This window comes from Enterobacter sp. RHBSTW-00175, assembly GCF_013927005.1.
Lineage (GTDB): Bacteria > Pseudomonadota > Gammaproteobacteria > Enterobacterales > Enterobacteriaceae > Enterobacter.
Map to the genome: position 1 here is coordinate 2961544 of NZ_CP055930.1, position 19661 is coordinate 2981204.

Consider the following 19661-nt stretch of genomic DNA (forward strand, 5'->3'; position numbering starts at 1 on the left):
GGCCTACGGTTTTATTCCCAGTAGTTCAGAAGCGGTGACTTTTCCGTTTACCAGGGCTTCTGTTTCGCCATCCCACATAATACGTCCCTCCGCGATCACCACCGATCGCGGCGCAATGCGCGCGGCATCTTCGATGCTGTGAGAAACCATCAGCATGGTTAGCTGCTGGTGTTTGCAGACGTCCTGCACCAGGGTGAGCATCTCCTGACGCAGCGCCGGGTCGAGTGCCGAAAACGGTTCATCAAGCAGCAACACCGGCTGTTCGCGTACCAGGCAACGGGCGAGGGCAACGCGCTGGCGCTGGCCGCCAGACAGCTCGCCCGGCAACCTGTCGATAAATGCTGTTAAGCCCATCTGCACGGCAATGGTGTCCAGCTTCTGGCGCTGTGCAGCGTTGAGTTTCAGCCCTGGATTCATCCCCAGCGCGATGTTTTGCCACACCGTCAGATGGGTAAACAGGTTGTTTTCCTGAAACAGCATCGACACCGGGCGTCGTGCCGGCGGCGTGTAGGTATGATCCTGACCTTCAATGAGAATCGACCCGCTTGCCGGTTGCAGAAAACCGGCAACCAGATTAAGCAACGTGCTCTTTCCGGCTCCGCTTGGGCCAAGAACGGCAATCATCTCACCCTGACGCGCGGAAAGGGTGAAGCGCATTGGCAGATGCTGGTAAAGCCAGGTGACATCAATCAGTTTTAACATCTCGCCCCGGGAGTTTTTCGATAACGGTAAATAAGGCAAAGCACAGCAGCAGAAGTAACAGTGCCGTCACGGCGCCATCCTGACTGCGATATGAGCCAATTTGCTGATACAGCCAGAACGGTAGCGTGCGGAAATCATCATTACCAAATAACGCCACAACGCCAAAATCACCAATCGACAATACGCTGGCGAAGGCTAATGCCTGCGCCAGCGGACGCTTCAGTGCGCGGAGTTCTACAACCTTCAGACGCTGCCAGCCCTGCATTCCCAGTGACTGACACAACAAACTGTAGCGACTGTTGATATCGCGCATGGGGTTTTCCAGCACTTTGAGTGCGTAGGGGATAGCCATCAGCGCGTTGGTGAAAATCACAATGCCGTCTGCGCTTGCGGGCAGGCCAACGGTGGTGTTGAAGAGTAAAAAGAAACCTGTAGCCAGCACAATACCGGGCATCGCCAGAATCAGCATACCGGTCAGTTCCAGGGCTTGTCCGGCTTTACGGGCCTGGCGGGCATAAAGCTCGCGGCTACTCCAGAGCAACATCATGGTCAGGATAACGCACAGCAGCCCTGCCGCCAGCGCTATTCGTAATGAGGTAAAGGTCACCTGCCAGAGCACGGGCTGTCGTAATACGGACAGGATATTCAGGTTCAGGCCATCCACCACCACCGCCAGAAGCGGCGGCAGCAGAAGTAAGAGCGCCAGAGCAATGAGTGCGAAATCGGTGAGGCGGCTGTGCAGGCTATCCTGCGGGTCGCGCCAGCCTGAAATCTGATTCGCCCCAGGCGGGATGGCTTTACTCAGACGCTGGCTCAGTAATACCAGCACCAGGCAGCAGAGCATCTGTACGATCGCCAGTAGCGCTGCGCGCCCCGGATCGTAGTCGTAGCTCAGGGCCTGATAGATAGCCAGCTCAATCGTTGTGGCCTGCGGGCCACCGCCAAGCGAGAGCACGGTTGCGAAGCTGGCAAAACAGAGCATAAAGATCAGGGCGGCGACCGGTGGAATTTGCCGACGCAGCCAGGGCCATTCGACGAAACGGAAGAACGACCATCCGCGCATATCCAGCTGGGCAGCAAGCTGACGCTGTTCGCCGGGGATGTTCTCCAGCGCCTGTAAAAAGAGCCGCGTGGCCATCGGCATGTTGAAAAAAATGTGCGCCAGCAGAATGCCTTTCAGCCCATAAGGGGAGAAGGTCCACTCCAGGCCAAGCAGGGTAAAGAGCGAGGCCAGCCAGCCCTGACGGCCATAGACGCTGAGAATACCGAAAACGGCAACCAGCACGGGCAGGATCAGCGTCATGGCGCACAGGCGCAGCAATGCCTGTCTGCCAGGAAATCGTCTTCGGTAAAGTGCTCGCGCCAGAAAAATGGCAGGAATAACCGACAGCAGCGCCGAGAGAAACGCCTGCCAGAAAGAGAAACGAATGACGTGCCAGAGATAGCTATCGTGCCAGAGAGAGAGCAGATCGCTCTCTGGCGCGTTTAACCATAACGCAAGAAATGCCCCCAGACTTACCGCAACCATCAGGATGGCGGCGAGCAGTCCGGGGAGTAACCAGCCTGCAATTAACGGCTGACGGCGCGTTGCCATTCACTTACCCATGCTGCGCGCTGTGCAGCAACCTGCTGCGGCGTAAACTCCAGTGAGGTTTGCGGTTTAGAAAGCTGATCAAAGCCTGCCGGCAGCGCAACGCTGGTGACCGGATACATCCAGTTGCCCGTCGGGATAGCATTCTGGAACGCAGGAGAAACCATAAATTTCAGGAACTTCTCTGCCAGCTCCGGCTGCTTGCTGGCGGCGGTACGTGCAGCCACTTCAACCTGCAAGTAGTGGCCTTCTGCAAAGTTTGCAGCCGCGTAGTTGTCTTTCTTCTCGGCAATAATGTGGTAAGCCGGAGAAGTGGTGTAGCTCAGCACCAGGTCGCTTTCCCCTTTCAGGAACAGACCATAGGCTTCACTCCAGCCCTTCGTGACGGTGACGGTTTTCGCAGCCAGCTTCTGCCAGGCTTCCGGCGCTTTATCGCCATAGACTTTTTGCATCCACAGCAGCAGGCCAAGACCCGGGGTACTGGTACGTGGGTCTTCGTAAATCACGCGCCATTTCTGATCGCTTTCAACCAGCTCTTTCAGGCTTTTTGGCGGGTTCTTCAGCTTGTTTTTGTCATAAACAAAGGCAAAGTAGCCGTAATCAAAGGGAACGAAGATGTCGTTTTTCCAGCCGCCAGGCACGCTGACGGCTTCGGTTGACACGCCGCTTTTGGCAAACAGCTTAGTTTGTGTGGCAGCGTCCAGCAGGTTGTTATCAAGGCCAAGCACCACGTCGGCTTTGCTGTTTTTCCCTTCCATGCGCAGACGGTTAAGCAGCGAAACGCCATCTTCCAGCGCGACAAATTTCAGCTCGCAGTTACAGTCGGCTTCAAAGGCTTTTTTTACCACCGGGCCCGGGCCCCAGTCGGCCGAGAAAGAGTCGTAGGTGTAGACCGTCAGAACAGGCTTAGCAGCAGCAGGCAGTGCAATCAGCACCAGCAGAGGAAGAACTTTTTTTAACACTTTGCACCTCATAGTTGAGTGGCAAAGGATTTTGAGCGACAGCCTCAAATCCCTTCGCCGGCGTTATCCGGATCAGGTTCGACGGGTATTATCTCAGCGCACATCAGTGATGCAGCACCCCGTTGAGAACGGCGGTATTGTAATGATTTGGTGAATATTGCGAAAGTGTTATGGCTCAGGCGGTGCAAACCAGGCCGATTTAAAGTCAAACCAGCCCAGTGTGTTCATGCGTAAGCCGCGCATACTGCGTTGCCCCTGAATCATCAGCCAGTGGTGGATCAACGGCACAATGGCCTGCTGAGCCAGTAATTGCTGGCACCACGAAGCCAGATTCATCTCGCCTGCGCGCCACTGGGCGGCGTCTTGCTGCCAGTCCCGGTCGATACAGTGCTGGATCAACGGCACCTCGTACAGGTGTGAAAAGAGCGAGAAATCGAGCGGCAGGGTGAAGTTAGCACTGTTCAGCCAGATGTCACTCACCACATCGCCGCGGTGCCACTCGTCATAATCAACTTCCTGGATCTCCAGCGTCACCCCAACGGCTGCCAGCAGTTTCGCCATGATTCTGGCAATAAAGCGGTGCTCTACGTGTTCGCGGTAGAAGGTCAGGGTGATGGACTCTAGCCCTGCGGGTTTTTCGCATGGCACCGGACGCGCGTGGTGCCAGCGTGGCAGCAGCCCATACGCCGGGAACCAGTAGGTCTGATACTGTTCTTCCGCGTGGTAAATCAGGTTAGATGGGGCGAGTACATAGCTTATCCACTTACGAACCTCCTGATTTGCGCCGCGATGGGTGCGGCTGTCAAACAGCAGATAGTAGCAGCCCTCTTCAAGACGGCTTTCGACCGCTTTCTCACCTGTGGTGGGGCCCTCGAGCGTCAGGCCAACGCTCAGCTCTTCGCTGATATCCGGCAATACCCAGACGTTCACTTCGTCGATCAGCGCCCGGTAGCCAAAATAGTCATCAAAAGCGCGGATCTTAAGCTGGTTATTATTGTTGCGTGAAACGGCGTAAGGCCCGGTGCCAATCGGCTGGCTGGCAAAATTATTCAGGGAACTCCATTCGCCGGGCAAGATCATCGACGGCACATAGCCCAGAAGCCAGGGGAGCCATTTGTCTGGCTGCGACAGCTCAATATCCAGCGTCCAGGCGGTCGGCGAATGGATGTGGATGATGTGTGAGTAGAGCGGAAGCTTACGGGCGCGATCCAGCGAAGCGATAACATCGGCCATTTCCAGCTCACGTCCGTGGTGGAAATGAATACCGGGGCGTAAAAAAAATCGCCAGTGGAGAGGGGAAAGTTGCTGCCAGTGGTGAGCGATATCCGCTTCCAGTTCCCCGTTTTCCTCATTTATGCGCGTCAGGCCGCTGAAGATTTGTCGCGCCATATGGGTTTCTGAACGCCGTAACGCCGTGCCGGGTAACAGATTTTTCATTGGACGATAGTAGAGCACCCGCAGAATATGCCGCCCCTGGCGAAAGCTCCGCCCGAGATGTGAAACCAGCATCTGACGTACGGCAGCCTTATCGCCCACCAGTTGCACCAGCTGATCGATCCGGTCCTGCTCCAGCAGGTCTTCTGCGCGCTGCTGTTGCAGCGCAAGGCCGGTGTAGAGGAAGCTCAGGCGTGAACGTTTGCCACGTCCGGCCTCTGCTTCCCAGTTCAGCCAGCCCTGTTGCTGCATGGTGTTGAGCAGGGTACGCATATGACGGCGAGAGCAGTTCAGTAGATCGGCCAGCTCATTTAGCGTGGTGTCCTGGGATTGCCCCTCGCAGCATTGCCAGAGGCGGATAAATTGTTGTTGCAGACGACCAGAAGGCATAAAAGGGGAACTCCTGACAAAAAATCAGCAATTTATTTATCCCTATATTAAGCCAATAATTCCTCCCGATGAAGCGAGGAGGTAAATTATGAAGAGGTCTACCGCACGTCAGTTTTATCAGCAGTACTTTTCAGCGACAAAGGGAGTGTCCTGGCTGGCCCGCCAGTGTGCAGAGCAACGGCTGAAAATTTTGGAAGAATTGATGCAGTGGGATGTTACGAAATCGACCTCTTCTCGCTAACTCGCCTCGATCATGTGTGACTGAGTATTGGTGCTAATCACCCGCCAGCAAAATGTTTTTGCTGGCTTTTTTCGTTTACTATTTCACCCAATTTCAAACTGCTTTCACAAGGATTTGCGTATGCTCTGGTTGATGACGATGGGGCGACGCCTGAATGGCGTGTATGCCGCATTTATGCTGGTGGCTTTTATGATGGGTGTGGCCGGGGCGCTCCAGGCGCCTACGCTGAGCCTGTTTCTCAGCCGCGAAGTAGGGGCGCAGCCATTCTGGGTTGGCCTGTTTTACACCGTCAACGCCATTGCCGGGATCCTGGTCAGCTTGTGGCTCGCTAAGCGTTCCGACAGCCAGGGCGATCGCCGAAAATTGATCCTCTTTTGTTGCGCCATGGCCATCGGTAATGCCTTGCTGTTTGCCTTTAATCGCCACTATATGACGCTGCTCACCTGCGGCGTGCTGCTGGCGGCGCTGGCCAATACCGCCATGCCGCAGCTGTTTGCGCTGGCCCGTGAGTATGCGGACAGTTCTGCCCGCGAAGTGGTGATGTTCAGCTCGGTAATGCGTGCGCAGCTCTCTCTCGCGTGGGTTATTGGCCCGCCGCTGGCATTCATGCTGGCGCTGAGTTATGGCTTTACGGTCATGTTTTCGATTGCGGCAGGGATTTTTGCCATCAGCCTTGTACTGATTGCCTTTGCACTGCCTTCGGTTGCAAGGGTTGAGCAAACGCCAGACAAACTGGTTGCTCAGGTCAGCGGCTGGAAAGATAAAAATGTCCGGATGCTGTTTATCGCCTCCACGCTGATGTGGACCTGCAACACCATGTACATCATCGATATGCCTTTGTGGATCAGTAGCGAGCTGGGTTTACCGGACAAACTTGCGGGCATCCTGATGGGGACGGCCGCAGGGCTTGAGATCCCGGCGATGATTCTGGCGGGTTACTACGTTAAGCGCTTCGGAAAACGCCCGATGATGATTGTTGCCGTAGCGGCAGGGGTGTTGTTCTATCTGGGGCTTATCTTCTTTCATTCGCGCGAGGCGCTGCTGGCGTTGCAGTTGTTCAATGCCGTGTTCATCGGGATTGTTGCCGGGATAGGGATGCTCTGGTTCCAGGATTTAATGCCTGGGCGCGCGGGTTCGGCTACGACGTTGTTTACGAACAGTATTTCAACCGGTGTGATTCTGGCAGGGGTGATTCAGGGGGCGCTTTCGCAAAGCTACGGGCATTGGGCGGTGTACTGGATGATTGCTGCGATATCGGTGGTGACGCTGGGGCTGACATGCCGGGTTAAGGATGTCTGATTCTGGAAGGCGGCTTCATGAGATGAAACGACTTTCTGACAGATGCTAATAAGGCGAATAGAGTGCGTGGCGGGTGCTTGAGGCTGTTTGCCTCAGGCTTTCGCAAGAGGCAAACAGTGGAGAGTCCCACATCAATAAAACTGATGGGGAGGCTAACTTCACAACCCACATTGCGAGGTTAGTCTCTTCATTGCCGAAAAGCAATAAGGAGGCTGGAATGCCAAAACGTACTCTGCTGTTAAGCTTATTTCTGATCTGTACGACGCTGTTGATCTTCACCTGGATGGTGCGCGACTCGCTGTGTGAGCTGCACTTTAGACAGGAGAAAACAGAGCTGGCGGCAGTGTTGGCTTACGAAGCAAGGCGTTAGCGGTATTGGCGGGGATGCTTCCCCGCCTCTCCAGAGTGGTTGAGCCTCAACGCACCCTTATCAATGGCCCGCGCGCTGCGGGCCATTGCCTTTAACGCATAAACGCAGGCTGTTTTTTCTCGTAAGCGGAAATTGCGTCTTCATGCTGTAACGTCAGACCAATACTGTCCAGGCCGTTCAACATACAATGGCGACGGAATGTATCAATACTAAAGCTGTAGGTTTTATCACCAGCTTTAACCACTTCGGCTTCCAGATCCACTTCAAATGAAATGCCTGGGTTCGCCTGAACCAGGTTGAACAACTCATCAACCTGTTCATCGCTGAGCGTTACAGGCAGCAACTGGTTGTTAAAACTGTTGCCGTAGAAGATATCGGCAAAGCTCGGTGCGATAACGACCTTAAAGCCGTAGTCCGTAAGCGCCCAGGGGGCGTGTTCACGCGATGAACCACAGCCAAAGTTTTCCCGGGCCAGAAGAATCGATGCACCCTTATATTCCGGGAAGTTCAGCACGAATTCCGGGTTAGGGACTTCGCCTTTATCGTCCAGAAAACGCCAGTCATTAAACAGGTGAGCGCCAAAACCAGTGCGAGTCACTTTCTGTAAAAACTGCTTAGGAATGATGGCGTCAGTATCGACGTTGGCCGCGTCCAGTGGGACAACCAGGCCCGTATGTTGGGTAAATTTCTCTGCCATGATTGTCTCCTTATTTCAGGCTGCGAATGTCGGCGAAATGGCCGGTAACTGCTGCAGCGGCGGCCATAGCCGGGCTGACCAGGTGGGTGCGCCCACCACGGCCCTGACGGCCTTCAAAGTTACGGTTACTGGTAGAAGCACAGCGCTCGCCTGGATTCAGACGGTCGTTGTTCATCGCCAGGCACATAGAGCAGCCCGGCAAGCGCCACTCAAAACCGGCTTCGATAAAGATTTTGTCCAGGCCTTCTGCTTCTGCCTGGGCTTTAACCGGGCCAGAACCAGGCACGACCAGCGCCTGAACGCCTGGCGCGACTTTACGGCCTTTGGCGATTTCAGCGGCTGCACGCAAGTCTTCAATACGGGAGTTGGTGCAAGAGCCAATAAACACTTTGTCGATTGCAACGTCTGTCAGAGGGACGCCGGGTTTCAACCCCATGTAGGCCAGTGCTTTTTCTGCGCTGGCGCGCTCAACCGGGTCGGCGAACGATGCCGGGTCAGGAATAGTGTCATTGACGGAAATCACCTGGCCTGGGTTCGTCCCCCAGGTGACCTGCGGAGCAATGTCTTCTGCCTGGAGAGTGACAACCGTATCAAAGGTTGCGCCGTCGTCGGTGCTCAGGGTTTTCCAGTATTCAACGGCACTGGCAAAATCCTGATCTTTTGGTGCGTGCAAACGACCCTTCACATAGTTGAAGGTGGTTTCGTCTGGCGCGACCAGACCGGCTTTGGCACCCATCTCAATGGCCATATTGCACAGGGTCATACGGCCTTCCATGCTTAACGCCTGGATAGCGTCGCCGCAGAACTCGACAACGTGGCCCGTGCCGCCCGCGCTACCGGTTTTACCGATAATGGCCAGCACGATGTCTTTAGCGGTAATGCCTGGCGCGGCTTTACCCTTCACTTCAATCTTCATGGTTTTGGCACGGCCCTGTTTCAGGGTCTGCGTGGCCAGCACGTGTTCGACTTCAGACGTACCAATACCGAAGGCCAGTGCACCAAATGCGCCGTGTGTCGCGGTATGGGAGTCGCCACAGACAATGGTCATACCCGGCAGGGTGATGCCCTGTTCCGGCCCCATAACGTGCACAATGCCCTGATACGGGTGGTTCAGGTCATACAGCTCAACACCAAATTCGTTGCAGTTCTTAATCAGTTCCTGCATCTGGATACGCGCCATCTCACCCGACGCATTGATGTCTTTGGTCTGAGTGGAAACGTTGTGATCCATGGTAGCGAAGGTTTTACCTGGCTGGCGTACCGGGCGCTTGTGCGCGCGCAGGCCGTCAAAGGCCTGCGGAGAGGTCACTTCGTGCACCAGATGACGGTCGATGTACAACAGTGGTGTTTCGTTGGGTGCTTCATAAACCACGTGAGCATCAAACAACTTTTCGTATAACGTCTTCGCCATGATTACACCCCTTCAGCGACATAGCGGGCAATGATGTCGCCCATTTCATCGGTACTGACTGCCGCCGTGCCACGTGCTAAATCACCGGTACGGACGCCTTCTTCCAACGCACGGTTAATGGCGTTTTCAATTGCTGTTGCGGCATCGCCCGCATCCAGGCTGTAACGCAGCAGTAATGCCAGAGACAGGATCTGCGCAATAGGGTTGGCGATGTTTTTGCCTGCGATATCCGGTGCAGAGCCGCCAGCCGGTTCGTACAGACCAAAGCCTTCTTCATTGAGGCTTGCGGAAGGCAACATCCCCATAGAGCCGGTGATCATCGCGCACTCATCCGACAGGATGTCGCCGAACAGGTTGGAGCACAGCAGCACATCAAACTGGGAAGGATCTTTGATCAACTGCATAGTGGCGTTGTCGATGTACATGTGCGACAGCTCAACGTCCGGGTACTCTTTTGCGATTTCGCTGACGATTTCACGCCACAAAATAGAAGACTGCAACACGTTTGCTTTATCAATAGAGGTCACTTTATGACGGCGTTTGCGCGCGGACTCAAAAGCGATATGGGCGATACGTTCAATTTCAAAACGGTGATACACCTCGGTATCAAAGGCTTTCTCATGCTGACCGCTGCCTTCACGGCCTTTCGGCTGACCAAAATAGATCCCGCCGGTCAGTTCACGCACGCACAGAATATCGAAGCCATTAGCGGCGATGTCAGCACGCAGCGGGCAGAACTCTTCCAGCCCCTGATACAGCTTCGCCGGACGCAGGTTGCTGAACAGCTTAAAATGCTTACGCAGCGGCAGCAGTGCGCCACGCTCCGGTTGCTCTGCCGGTGGCAGGTGTTCCCATTTTGGGCCGCCAACGGAGCCGAACAGTACAGCATCTGCATTTTCGCAGCCTTCAACGGTGGCTTTTGGCAATGGCGTGCCGTGGTTATCGATAGCAATGCCGCCTACATCGTAGTGGCTGGTGGAAATTTTCATCGCAAAACGCGAACGAACGGCTTCCAGTACTTTCAGCGCCTGTGCCATCACTTCCGGGCCAATTCCATCACCCGGTAACACAGCAATATGGTAATTCTTCGACATTACACGGTTTCCTTATTGTTCTCTTTATTCTGAGCTTTGCGTTGCAATTCTTTTTCGACTTCAGCGGCACGCCAGATGTTGTTCAGGACGTGAACCATTGCTTTTGCGGAGGATTCAACGATATCGGTCGCCAGACCTACGCCGTGGAAACGACGTCCGTTATAAGTGACAACGATATCCACCTGACCCAGGGCATTTTTACCCTGACCTTTGGCCGTCAGGTCATATTTAACCAACTCGACGTCATATTCAGTGACGCGATTGATAGCCTGGTAAATAGCATCAACCGGTCCGTTGCCGTTAGCGGCTTCGGCTTTGATTTCATCCCCGCAGGCCAGTTTGACGGAGGCCGTTGCGATGTCGCTGGAGCCGGACTGCACGCTGAAGTAATCCAGGCGGAAATGCTCTGGCTCTTCCTGCTGTTTGTTGATGAAAGCCAGAGCTTCCAGATCGTAATCGAAGACCTGGCCTTTTTTGTCTGCCAGCTTCAGGAATGCGTCGTACAGCTGGTCCATATTGTAATCGTTGTCTTTGTAACCCATCTCTTCCATGCGGTGTTTCACAGCCGCACGGCCAGAGCGGGAAGTCAGGTTCAGCTGTACCTGGTTCAGACCGATGGATTCCGGGGTCATGATTTCGTAGTTTTCGCGGTTCTTGATGACGCCATCCTGGTGAATACCGGAGGAGTGTGCGAACGCGCCCGTGCCCACAATCGCTTTGTTTGCCGGGATTGGCATGTTGCAAATCTGGCTGACGGTCTGGCTGGTGCGCCAGATTTCATTGTGATTAATGCGCGTGTTCACGTTCATAATGTCTTTGCGCACTTTAATCGCCATGATCACTTCTTCCAGCGAACAGTTACCCGCACGCTCGCCGATACCGTTCATCGCACCTTCTACCTGACGCGCACCGGCGTGGACGGCCGCAATGGCATTGCCGACGGCCAGACCTAAATCGTCGTGTGTATGGACAGAGATAATCGCTTTATCAATGTTTGGCACGCGGTCATACAGGCCAGTGATGATATTGGAGAACTCAAACGGCATGGTGTAGCCGACGGTGTCCGGGATGTTGATGGTTCTGGCACCGGCATTGATTGCCGCTTCAACCACGCGTGCCAAGTCTTCAATTGGCGTACGTCCAGCATCTTCACAGGAAAATTCAACGTCGTCCGTGTAATTGCGTGCACGTTTAACCATGTACACGGCGCGTTCGATAACCTCGTCCAGCGTGCTGCGCAACTTGGTGGCAATGTGCATTGGCGAGGTGGCAATAAAGGTATGAATACGGAAGGCTTCCGCCACTTTCAGCGATTCGGCAGCTACGTCGATATCTTTCTCAACGCAGCGCGCCAGGCCACACACACGGCTGTTTTTGATGGTGCGCGCGATGGTTTGTACAGATTCGAAGTCACCTGGAGAAGAGACAGGGAAACCGACCTCCATGACGTCAACACCCATACGTTCGAGGGCCAGCGCAATCTGGAGTTTTTCTTTTACACTCAGGCTTGCCTGTAATGCCTGTTCACCGTCACGCAACGTTGTATCGAAAATAATGACTTGCTGGCTCATGGGTTAGGTCCTTGTCTGTCTTAGGGCGCCTTGCTACGAGCATAAAAAAACCCGCGCAGTGGCGCGGGTTTCTTGTATTACTGGTGACGATTCAACGCTGAATTTCGCCCGCCAGTCTACCGCGCACAGTGGATGCGTTTAGTAGTAGTAGACCGGTGAAACGAATGGTGCGAATCATGAATCGTGCTCCAGATAAAAACGATATGCCTTTAGTGGTACTGGATACGACGATTCATGTCAACCCCTGACAGGGAAAAAGGGTAGTGATCCAGGCGTAAAAGAGAATGTGTACTTTAGCTTATTGTGCTGGTTTTCTCTTTTCAGACCAGGTTAATTGTCTTGTTTTGGACTGAGTATTCGCTTGACGAATGATTTAATAATAATTCGTAGCAATTAAACATATAATTTATTTTGTCAAATTTTAAGCATAAATTCTTTTCGTTTCATTGGGTTAAATAATTCTTCAATGATGATGTTTTACGCGATGATGATAGGTTGTTAATCATTTTTTAGTGGGGGTGATTAATAGTTTAATAATACTTAAGTCATCATTAACCAGAGATGTGATTGTTTATTGGTGTGGTTTATGGTTTCATCTCAATCCTAATGTTATTCGTATCAATTGAACTGATTTTTATCTCATCAGGATTGGGAACCCAATACAATCATTTGTGATGGCGAATTCTTTATTTATTCTGATTTTGAAATATTTCTCTTTCGCTGGTTCTATATGCATGGTAAATCATATTTTTCGATGTTCTTGCAACATTTTGATTAAGGGATATTAGCGTGACAGTGGAGTTAAAAGTGTCAAAAAATAATATTAAACAATCTCAAGTTCACGATGGGATGAAACCTCAGTTACGCACAGTAGATCTCAATCTGTTAACCGTATTTGATGCGGTGATGCAGGAGCAGAATATCACTCGGGCTGCTAGCTCTCTGGGTATGTCTCAGCCTGCGGTAAGTAATGCCGTTGCCAGACTTAAGGTAATGTTTAACGACGAACTTTTTGTTCGCTACGGCAGAGGGATCCAGCCCACTGCGCGAGCATATCAGCTGTTTGGCTCTATTCGCCAGGCACTCCAGTTAGTTCAGAATGAGTTGCCAGGTTCGGGGTTTGAACCCCTGAGCAGTGAGCGCGTTTTTAACCTGTGTGTCTGTAGCCCGTTAGATAATTATTTGACATCGGTGATATACAATAAGGTTGAAGAGATCGCACCCAATATTCATCTGGCATTTAAATCATCACTGAATCAAAACACCGAGCATCAGCTGCGTTATCAGGAAACTGAGTTTGTTCTGGGTTATGAAGAGTTTCGGCGTCCTGAATTTTCCTGTGTTCCTCTGTTTAAAGATGAAATGGTGTTAGTCGCTTGTAAAAAACACCCGCGAATGAATTCACCACTACGTGAAGCCGATGTTTATTGTGAACAACACGCGGTTGTTTCCCTCGACAGATATGCCTCTTTTAGCCAGCCGTGGTATGACACCGTTGATAAGCAAGCATGTGTTGCCTATCAGGGAATGGCAATGGTAAGCGTTTTAAATATCGTCTCTCAGACACAGCTGGTTGCTATTGCTCCTCGCTGGTTAGCGGAAGAATTTGCAGAGCAGCTTGAACTTCAGATTCTGCCATTGCCGCTGAAACTAAATAGCCGGACTTGCTACCTTTCATGGCATGAAGCTGCTGGTCGGGATAAAGGTCATCAATGGATGGAAGAGTTGCTTATCAGCGTTTGCCGCCGATAAGCTCATCGGGATAAATTATCATTTCGCATGTGATTTATCCCGATTTATTTTGTTTATATAGAGTTTTGTTCTGTTCGATTTTTTCATACATGCCGTTACGCTCTCAAAAATAGATGAATTCCTGATTCTGTTCATTTTTAAACGATGAATAAGCATTGTGCTCACTTATTCCAGATTAATTCACCATATCCTCTCGTAATGCCTGTTTTTTCTGCTTTAATCTCCATTTGAGGCTCTCGGTTTGGTAATTGCCTGCCTCATAGCGAGCGGTTAAGGTAAATGACACTCTGCAAAATATAAGATTGGGCTAGCCCAGTCAGAAGACGGCGCGGAAATGAATTCTGCGGTCTGTCTATAACAAAGCCTGGAGGCAAAGCATGGAGATGTTGTCTGGCGCGGAAATGGTTGTCCGATCGCTTATCGATCAGGGCGTGAAGCAAGTATTCGGCTATCCTGGGGGCGCTGTCCTCGATATTTATGATGCGCTGCATACGGTGGGTGGCATTGACCATGTGCTGGTACGTCATGAACAGGCCGCCGTGCACATGGCTGATGGACTGGCACGCGCAACCGGTGAAGTGGGCGTCGTGCTGGTGACGTCTGGCCCTGGGGCGACCAACGCCATCACCGGTATTGCCACCGCGTATATGGATTCTATCCCGCTGGTGATCCTCTCCGGGCAGGTTGCTACCTCGCTGATTGGTTATGATGCCTTTCAGGAGTGCGACATGGTGGGGATCTCCCGTCCTGTCGTTAAGCACAGTTTCCTGGTTAAACAGACTGAAGACATCCCCGGAGTGCTGAAAAAAGCGTTCTGGTTGGCATCCAGCGGGCGCCCAGGCCCGGTTGTTGTTGACCTGCCAAAAGATATCCTGAACCCGGCAAACAAGCTGCCTTATGTCTGGCCTGATTCCGTCAGTATGCGTTCCTACAATCCCACCACTCAGGGGCACAAAGGCCAGATTAAGCGTGCCTTACAGACGCTGCTTGCCGCGAAAAAGCCGGTTGTCTATGTGGGTGGCGGTGCGGTCAACTCTGCCTGTGAAGAGCAGCTCCGCGCGTTGATTGAAAAATTAAATCTCCCGGTGGCCTCTTCATTGATGGGGCTGGGGGCATTTCCTGCTACGCACCGTCAGGCGCTCGGCATGTTGGGTATGCATGGTACGTATGAAGCAAACATGACAATGCATAATTCCGATGTCATCTTCGCCGTTGGCGTGCGATTTGACGACCGTACGACGAATAACCTGGCAAAATATTGCCCCAATGCGACCGTGCTGCACATCGACATTGACCCAACATCTATCTCTAAAACGGTTCCGGCAGATGTGCCGATTGTGGGTGATGCGCGTCAGGTTCTGGAACAAATGCTGGAACTGCTGGCACAAGAAACGGCTACGCAACCCCTGGATGACATCCGCGACTGGTGGCAGCAAATTGAGCAGTGGCGTGCGCGTCAGTGCCTGAAGTACGACACACGCAGTGAGAACATTAAGCCGCAGGCGGTTATCGAAACGATTTGGCGACTGACGAAAGGCGAGGCGTATGTCACCTCCGATGTCGGTCAACACCAGATGTTTGCTGCGCTTTATTACCCGTTCGACAAACCGCGCCACTGGATAAACTCAGGCGGTTTGGGGACGATGGGCTTTGGCCTGCCCGCCGCGCTGGGGGTGAAACTGGCGCTGCCAAATGAAACCGTCATTTGCGTGACGGGCGATGGCAGTATCCAGATGAACATTCAGGAGCTCTCCACCGCCCTGCAATATGAGCTTCCTGTCCTGGTGCTGAACCTTAACAACGGTTATCTCGGCATGGTGAAACAGTGGCAGGATATGATCTATTCCGGCCGTCACTCTCAGTCGTACATGACCTCGCTGCCAGACTTTGTTCGCCTGGCCGAGGCTTACGGCCATGTTGGAATGCGTGTGTCCGATCCGGCTGAGCTGGAAACGAAACTCGGCGAAGCGCTTGAGCACGTGAAAAACAACCGCCTTGTTTTTGTGGATGTCGTTGTGGACGGTGCAGAGCACGTTTACCCGATGCACATTCGCGGTGGCGGTATGGATGAAATGTGGTTAAGCAAAACGGAGAGAACCTGATATGCGCCGGATATTATCTGTATTACTGGAAAACGAGTCGGGCGCATTGTCTCGCGTCATTGGGCTGTTTGCGCAGCGCGGCTATAACATTGAAAGTCTCACCGTTGCGCCAACCGACGATCCAACGCTTTCACGTATGACTATCCAGACCGTTGGCGATGCCAAAGTCCTGGAGCAGATCGAAAAGCAACTGCATAAGCTGGTTGATGTGCTGCGAGTGAGCGAGTTGGGGCAAGGGGCCTATGTTGAACGTGAAGTTATGCTGGTGAAAATTCAGGCTAGCGGTTACGGCCGCGAAGAGGTCAAACGCAATACAGACATCTTCCGTGGGCAAATTATTGATGTAACACCTTCTATATATACGGTTCAGCTTGCAGGAACGAGCGATAAACTGGATGCTTTCCTGGCGTCCGTTCGCGATGTAGCAAAAATTGTTGAGGTAGCGCGCTCAGGCGTCGTGGGGCTTTCCCGCGGCGACAAAATCATGCGTTAGTTGTCAAAAAGGTTCGCCTCTTTCTGCCCGGTCACCAAAGCCGGGCTTTTTTTTGCGTAATCGACCGCCAACGCAGATAAAAGCGGTTGCCGCGAGGGCTATTCTGCGTTTAGATGTTAAAAGATTTAACCATAACCTTGACAGGGCCATGGACTCTTTTCTTTTTTTAAGGGGCAATTGTGAAACTGGATGAAATCGCCCGGCTCGCCGGCGTGTCACGAACTACGGCGAGCTATGTGATTAACGGTAAAGCAAAGCAGTACCGTGTCAGCGATAAGACCGTTGAAAAAGTTATGGCGGTGGTTCGTGAACATAACTACCATCCGAATGCTGTCGCAGCCGGCCTACGCGCCGGGCGCACCCGCTCCATTGGCCTGGTGATCCCAGACCTGGAAAACACCAGCTATACCCGTATCGCCAACTACCTTGAACGCCAGGCGCGTCAGCGTGGTTATCAGTTGTTGATTGCCTGCTCGGAAGATCAGCCAGATAACGAGATGCGTTGCATTGAACACCTTCTGCAACGGCAGGTAGATGCGATCATCGTCTCAACTTCTTTACCACCAGAGCATCCATTCTATCAGCGCTGGGCAAATGATCCGTTCCCCATCGTCGCGCTTGACCGTGCGCTTGACCGGGAACACTTCACCAGTGTGGTGGGTGCTGATCAGGACGATGCTGAAATGCTGGCTGCTGAGCTACGCACCTTTCCGGCCGACACTGTGCTGTACCTGGGTGCCTTACCTGAGCTTTCAGTGAGCTTCCTGCGTGAGCAGGGGTTCCGCACAGCCTGGAAAGATGACCCTCGCGAGGTGCATTACCTCTATGCCAACAGCTATGAGCGCGAAGCAGCAGCCCAGTTATTCGAAAAATGGCTCGAAACGCACCCGATGCCACAAGCGCTGTTCACCACCTCGTTTGCGCTGTTGCAGGGTGTGATGGACGTGACCTTGCGTCGTGACGGAAAGCTGCCTTCTGATCTGGCCATTGCGACTTTTGGTGACAACGAGCTTCTCGACTTCCTTCAGTGTCCTGTTCTTGCTGTGGCTCAGCGCCACCGTGATGTGGCAGAGCGCGTACTTGAGATAGTCCTGGCAAGCCTTGATGAGCCACGTAAGCCGAAACCAGGTCTGTCCCGAATCAAACGTAATCTCTATCGTCGTGGAATTCTGAGTCGTCACTAATGAATTAGCCGGGCCGTGAAAACGGCCCCGTTTTTGACAAATTAATGAGAAGAATAATTCCCGGATAAAATTTAGGATAATTCCTTAGGAATCATAGCCTGCTATTTTTCTTAATTCATTTTGGCTTTTAAATTGCCTTTAAAAGAACATTTCCAGGCTTTTTAAATGCTGGCTTTGTATTATTTTGTTACAAAGGCCATTCGGGCGATGAATTATCAGACGTTTTTCCAGCCTGCACACCAGCCCGTAAGCCTGCCTGCACGCCCGCATGACACCTTGTTGAATCTGGCGCTGTTATCCCCTGAGAATATGTCTTAAAATGCTGCCCGCGTCGCAAACTGACACTTTATATTTCCCTGCGATGATATTGAGTGATTTTTAACGCTAGTGTGCATATTCGGTTTTTTTCTTACAAATATTCATAACGTTAATTTTGCCTCGCCAGTTGTTCAGTTATTAATCAGGTCGGGATATATCTGCAAATCGAGGGCTTTCGGGCCAATATAGCGATAGTCCTGGCTTGACAAGCTTTTCCCTCGCTCCGTAAACTCCTTTAGGTGGGAATTTGTGGGTTAAAGTGGTGAGGCTGGCATGTTCCGTGGAGCAACGTTAGTCAATCTCGACAGCAAAGGGCGTTTATCGGTTCCAACACGATACCGCGACCAGCTGATTGAGAACGCTTCAGGTCAAATGGTTTGCACCATTGACATCAACCACCCCTGCCTGCTGCTTTACCCCTTGCCTGAATGGGAAATTATTGAGCAAAAGCTGTCGCGACTGTCGAGCATGAACCCGCAGGAACGCCGCGTGCAGCGGCTGTTATTGGGACATGCCAGTGAGTGTCAGATGGATAACGCGGGGCGATTACTGATTGCGCCTGTGTTGCGGCAACATGCCGGTCTGACAAAAGAAGTGATGCTGGTCGGCCAGTTCAACAAGTTTGAACTGTGGGATGAAACGACCTGGTATCAACAGGTCAAGGAAGATATCGACGCTGAGCAATCTGATTCCGCAACATTGTCGGAACGATTGCAGGACTTGTCTCTATAAATATGATGGAAAATTATAAACATACAACGGTGTTGCTGGATGAGGCCGTTAATGGCCTGAACATTCGTCCGGACGGCATCTACATTGATGGCACTTTTGGTCGCGGTGGTCACTCGCGTTTGATCCTCTCCCAACTTGGAGCGGAAGGACGCCTGCTGGCAATCGATCGCGATCCACAGGCGATTGCCGTTGCGCAGGCCATAGATGACCCGCGCTTTTCCATCGTGCATGGACCTTTCTCTGCGCTTGCTGATTACGTGGCCGAGCGCGGACTGACGGGCAAGATCGACGGAATTCTTCTCGATCTTGGCGTTTCATCACCTCAACTTGACGACGCAGAGCGTGGCTTCTCCTTTATGCGTGATGGCCCGCTGGACATGCGCATGGACCCGACTCGCGGTCAATCTGCAGCTGAATGGCTACAAACTGCTGACGAAGCGGATATCGCCTGGGTGATAAAAACCTTCGGCGAAGAGCGTTTTGGCAAGCGTATTGCGCGCGCCATTGTTGAGCGTAACCGTATTGAACCTATGACCCGCACCAAAGAGCTGGCTGAAGTCATCGCCGCAGCCACTCCGGTGAAGGACAAACACAAACATCCCGCGACCCGTACCTTCCAGGCGGTTCGTATCTGGGTAAACAGTGAACTGGAGGAAATAGAGCTGGCGCTAAAAAGCTCGCTCGACGTGCTGGCCCCGGGTGGGCGGTTATCCATCATCAGCTTCCATTCGCTGGAAGATCGCATTGTGAAGCGCTTTATGCGTGAGCAAAGCCGCGGTCCACAAGTTCCAGCGGGCCTGCCGATGACGGAAGAGCAACTCAGGAAACTGGGTGGCCGTCAGTTGCGAGCATTAGGCAAGTTGATGCCGGGCGAAGAAGAGGTGGCAGAGAATCCACGTGCCCGTAGTTCAGTGCTGCGTGTTGCAGAAAGGACGAACGCATGATCAGCAGAGTGGCAGAGACCCTAAGCAAAGTTAAGGGATCGTTAGGAAGCAACGAGCGCCATGCCTTGCCTGGCGTGATCGGCGACGATCTTTTGCGGTTTGGGAAGCTGCCACTCTGCTTGTTCATTTGCATCATTGTGACGGCTGTAACGGTGGTTACAACGGCCCACCATACCCGTTTATTAACGGCGCAACGCGAGCAGATGGTACTGGAACGCGATGCGCTGGATATTGAATGGCGAAATCTGATCCTTGAAGAAAACGCGCTCGGCGATCACAGCCGGGTTGAACGGATCGCAACGGAAAAGCTGCAATTGCAGCATGTTGATCCTTCTCAGGAAAATATCGTAGTACAAAAATAAGGGAAAACGCGA

20 protein-coding genes and 1 riboswitch are annotated in these 19661 nt (G+C 52.6%); of the genes, 11 read left to right on the forward strand and 9 right to left on the reverse strand.

Features of this window, described 5'->3' with window-relative positions:
• Nucleotides 1-3: 3 nt before the first annotated feature.
• From thiQ to sgrR, 4 genes are all read right to left on the reverse strand, one after another.
• On the reverse strand, nucleotides 4-702 hold the full coding sequence (gene thiQ / locus HV107_RS14065; protein ID WP_182059559.1) for a thiamine ABC transporter ATP-binding protein ThiQ: 699 nt from the start codon (nucleotides 700-702) through the stop codon (nucleotides 4-6).
• Complete coding sequence (thiP, locus tag HV107_RS14070) at nucleotides 686-2296, reverse strand: thiamine/thiamine pyrophosphate ABC transporter permease ThiP (RefSeq protein ID WP_182059560.1); 1611 nt, start codon at nucleotides 2294-2296, stop codon at nucleotides 686-688. Before thiP ends, thiQ begins: the two co-directional genes overlap by 17 nt.
• On the reverse strand, nucleotides 2272-3255 hold the full coding sequence (gene thiB, locus HV107_RS14075) for a thiamine ABC transporter substrate binding subunit (protein WP_182059561.1): 984 nt from the start codon (nucleotides 3253-3255) through the stop codon (nucleotides 2272-2274). The genes thiP and thiB overlap by 25 nt, the downstream gene beginning before the upstream one ends.
• A 31-nt stretch (nucleotides 3256-3286) precedes the next feature.
• A riboswitch (TPP riboswitch) is annotated at nucleotides 3287-3387 on the reverse strand.
• A 36-nt stretch (nucleotides 3388-3423) separates the two neighbouring features.
• Nucleotides 3424-5079: an HTH-type transcriptional regulator SgrR gene (sgrR, locus tag HV107_RS14080; RefSeq protein WP_182059562.1), complete on the reverse strand. Its 1656-nt coding sequence runs from the start codon at nucleotides 5077-5079 to the stop codon at nucleotides 3424-3426.
• An 88-nt stretch (nucleotides 5080-5167) separates the two neighbouring features.
• On the opposite strand from sgrR, the gene sgrT reads away from it, so the two are divergent.
• The 3 genes from sgrT (at nucleotide 5168) to HV107_RS14095 (ending at nucleotide 6989) form a co-directional block, all read left to right on the forward strand.
• Nucleotides 5168-5320, forward strand: a complete 153-nt coding sequence (gene sgrT / locus HV107_RS14085) for a glucose uptake inhibitor SgrT (protein WP_014068881.1) — start codon at nucleotides 5168-5170, stop codon at nucleotides 5318-5320.
• A gap of 120 nt (nucleotides 5321-5440) precedes the next feature.
• Nucleotides 5441-6619 carry a sugar efflux transporter gene (locus HV107_RS14090; RefSeq protein WP_182059563.1) on the forward strand — a complete coding sequence of 393 codons (1179 nt, stop codon included), beginning with the start codon at nucleotides 5441-5443 and terminating at the stop codon, nucleotides 6617-6619.
• Between the two features lie 217 nt (nucleotides 6620-6836).
• Nucleotides 6837-6989: a Hok/Gef family protein gene (locus HV107_RS14095; protein ID WP_182059564.1), complete on the forward strand. Its 153-nt coding sequence runs from the start codon at nucleotides 6837-6839 to the stop codon at nucleotides 6987-6989.
• 91 nt (nucleotides 6990-7080) lie between these two features.
• On the opposite strand, the gene leuD is transcribed toward HV107_RS14095, so the two are convergent.
• The 5 genes from leuD to leuL all read right to left on the reverse strand — a co-directional run bounded on the left by leuD (nucleotide 7081) and on the right by leuL (nucleotide 11940).
• Nucleotides 7081-7686, reverse strand: coding sequence for a 3-isopropylmalate dehydratase small subunit (gene leuD / locus HV107_RS14100; RefSeq protein WP_182059565.1), 606 nt, complete (start codon nucleotides 7684-7686; stop codon nucleotides 7081-7083).
• Nucleotides 7687-7696: 10 nt separating this feature from the next.
• Nucleotides 7697-9097 carry a 3-isopropylmalate dehydratase large subunit gene (gene leuC / locus HV107_RS14105; RefSeq protein ID WP_182059566.1) on the reverse strand — a complete coding sequence of 467 codons (1401 nt, stop codon included), beginning with the start codon at nucleotides 9095-9097 and terminating at the stop codon, nucleotides 7697-7699.
• 2 nt (nucleotides 9098-9099) lie between these two features.
• Nucleotides 9100-10191 carry a 3-isopropylmalate dehydrogenase gene (gene leuB, locus HV107_RS14110; protein ID WP_182059567.1) on the reverse strand — a complete coding sequence of 364 codons (1092 nt, stop codon included), beginning with the start codon at nucleotides 10189-10191 and terminating at the stop codon, nucleotides 9100-9102.
• Nucleotides 10191-11762 carry a 2-isopropylmalate synthase gene (leuA, locus tag HV107_RS14115; RefSeq protein WP_182059568.1) on the reverse strand — a complete coding sequence of 524 codons (1572 nt, stop codon included), beginning with the start codon at nucleotides 11760-11762 and terminating at the stop codon, nucleotides 10191-10193. Before leuA ends, leuB begins: the two co-directional genes overlap by 1 nt.
• 91 nt (nucleotides 11763-11853) lie before the next feature.
• Complete coding sequence (gene leuL / locus HV107_RS27530; protein WP_071530973.1) at nucleotides 11854-11940, reverse strand: leu operon leader peptide; 87 nt, start codon at nucleotides 11938-11940, stop codon at nucleotides 11854-11856.
• A gap of 671 nt (nucleotides 11941-12611) precedes the next feature.
• On the opposite strand from leuL, the gene leuO reads away from it, so the two are divergent.
• The 8 genes from leuO (at nucleotide 12612) to ftsL (ending at nucleotide 19649) form a co-directional block, all read left to right on the forward strand.
• A complete protein-coding gene (gene leuO, locus HV107_RS14125; protein WP_409050284.1) occupies nucleotides 12612-13514 on the forward strand; it encodes a transcriptional regulator LeuO in 903 nt (300 codons plus the stop codon).
• 377 nt (nucleotides 13515-13891) lie between these two features.
• Nucleotides 13892-15616, forward strand: coding sequence for an acetolactate synthase 3 large subunit (gene ilvI, locus HV107_RS14130; RefSeq protein WP_182059569.1), 1725 nt, complete (start codon nucleotides 13892-13894; stop codon nucleotides 15614-15616).
• Nucleotide 15617: 1 nt separating this feature from the next.
• On the forward strand, nucleotides 15618-16109 hold the full coding sequence (gene ilvN / locus HV107_RS14135) for an acetolactate synthase small subunit (RefSeq protein ID WP_003856371.1): 492 nt from the start codon (nucleotides 15618-15620) through the stop codon (nucleotides 16107-16109).
• Nucleotides 16110-16288: 179 nt separating this feature from the next.
• Nucleotides 16289-17293 (forward strand): catabolite repressor/activator, encoded by a 1005-nt coding sequence (gene cra, locus HV107_RS14140; protein ID WP_182059570.1) that lies wholly within the window; start codon nucleotides 16289-16291, stop codon nucleotides 17291-17293.
• Nucleotides 17294-17458: 165 nt separating this feature from the next.
• On the forward strand, nucleotides 17459-17611 hold the full coding sequence (locus HV107_RS14145; protein ID WP_182059571.1) for a hypothetical protein: 153 nt from the start codon (nucleotides 17459-17461) through the stop codon (nucleotides 17609-17611).
• Between the two features lie 273 nt (nucleotides 17612-17884).
• Nucleotides 17885-18343 (forward strand): division/cell wall cluster transcriptional repressor MraZ, encoded by a 459-nt coding sequence (gene mraZ, locus HV107_RS14150; RefSeq protein ID WP_181622243.1) that lies wholly within the window; start codon nucleotides 17885-17887, stop codon nucleotides 18341-18343.
• 2 nt (nucleotides 18344-18345) lie between these two features.
• Nucleotides 18346-19287: a 16S rRNA (cytosine(1402)-N(4))-methyltransferase RsmH gene (gene rsmH, locus HV107_RS14155; RefSeq protein ID WP_182059572.1), complete on the forward strand. Its 942-nt coding sequence runs from the start codon at nucleotides 18346-18348 to the stop codon at nucleotides 19285-19287.
• Nucleotides 19284-19649 (forward strand): cell division protein FtsL, encoded by a 366-nt coding sequence (gene ftsL, locus HV107_RS14160; RefSeq protein WP_182059573.1) that lies wholly within the window; start codon nucleotides 19284-19286, stop codon nucleotides 19647-19649. The genes rsmH and ftsL overlap by 4 nt, the downstream gene beginning before the upstream one ends.
• Nucleotides 19650-19661 lie beyond the last annotated feature (12 nt).

What these genes read in the sequence shown, in the direction of transcription:
- leuC (WP_182059566.1), bottom strand. Translation starts at nt 9,097, where the DNA reads ATGGCGAAGACGTTATACGAAAAGTTGTTTGATGCTCACGTGGTTTAT.
- leuA (WP_182059568.1), bottom strand. Translation starts at nt 11,762, where the DNA reads ATGAGCCAGCAAGTCATTATTTTCGATACAACGTTGCGTGACGGTGAA.
- rsmH (WP_182059572.1), top strand. Translation starts at nt 18,346, where the DNA reads ATGATGGAAAATTATAAACATACAACGGTGTTGCTGGATGAGGCCGTT.
- HV107_RS14095 (WP_182059564.1), top strand. Translation starts at nt 6,837, where the DNA reads ATGCCAAAACGTACTCTGCTGTTAAGCTTATTTCTGATCTGTACGACG.
- sgrT (WP_014068881.1), top strand. Translation starts at nt 5,168, where the DNA reads ATGAAGAGGTCTACCGCACGTCAGTTTTATCAGCAGTACTTTTCAGCG.
- HV107_RS14090 (WP_182059563.1), top strand. Translation starts at nt 5,441, where the DNA reads ATGCTCTGGTTGATGACGATGGGGCGACGCCTGAATGGCGTGTATGCC.
- ilvI (WP_182059569.1), top strand. Translation starts at nt 13,892, where the DNA reads ATGGAGATGTTGTCTGGCGCGGAAATGGTTGTCCGATCGCTTATCGAT.
- thiP (WP_182059560.1), bottom strand. Translation starts at nt 2,296, where the DNA reads ATGGCAACGCGCCGTCAGCCGTTAATTGCAGGCTGGTTACTCCCCGGA.
- leuD (WP_182059565.1), bottom strand. Translation starts at nt 7,686, where the DNA reads ATGGCAGAGAAATTTACCCAACATACGGGCCTGGTTGTCCCACTGGAC.
- leuL (WP_071530973.1), bottom strand. Translation starts at nt 11,940, where the DNA reads ATGATTCGCACCATTCGTTTCACCGGTCTACTACTACTAAACGCATCC.
- HV107_RS14145 (WP_182059571.1), top strand. Translation starts at nt 17,459, where the DNA reads ATGCTGGCTTTGTATTATTTTGTTACAAAGGCCATTCGGGCGATGAAT.
- sgrR (WP_182059562.1), bottom strand. Translation starts at nt 5,079, where the DNA reads ATGCCTTCTGGTCGTCTGCAACAACAATTTATCCGCCTCTGGCAATGC.
- leuO (WP_409050284.1), top strand. Translation starts at nt 12,612, where the DNA reads ATGAAACCTCAGTTACGCACAGTAGATCTCAATCTGTTAACCGTATTT.
- thiQ (WP_182059559.1), bottom strand. Translation starts at nt 702, where the DNA reads ATGTTAAAACTGATTGATGTCACCTGGCTTTACCAGCATCTGCCAATG.
- ftsL (WP_182059573.1), top strand. Translation starts at nt 19,284, where the DNA reads ATGATCAGCAGAGTGGCAGAGACCCTAAGCAAAGTTAAGGGATCGTTA.
- ilvN (WP_003856371.1), top strand. Translation starts at nt 15,618, where the DNA reads ATGCGCCGGATATTATCTGTATTACTGGAAAACGAGTCGGGCGCATTG.
- mraZ (WP_181622243.1), top strand. Translation starts at nt 17,885, where the DNA reads ATGTTCCGTGGAGCAACGTTAGTCAATCTCGACAGCAAAGGGCGTTTA.
- leuB (WP_182059567.1), bottom strand. Translation starts at nt 10,191, where the DNA reads ATGTCGAAGAATTACCATATTGCTGTGTTACCGGGTGATGGAATTGGC.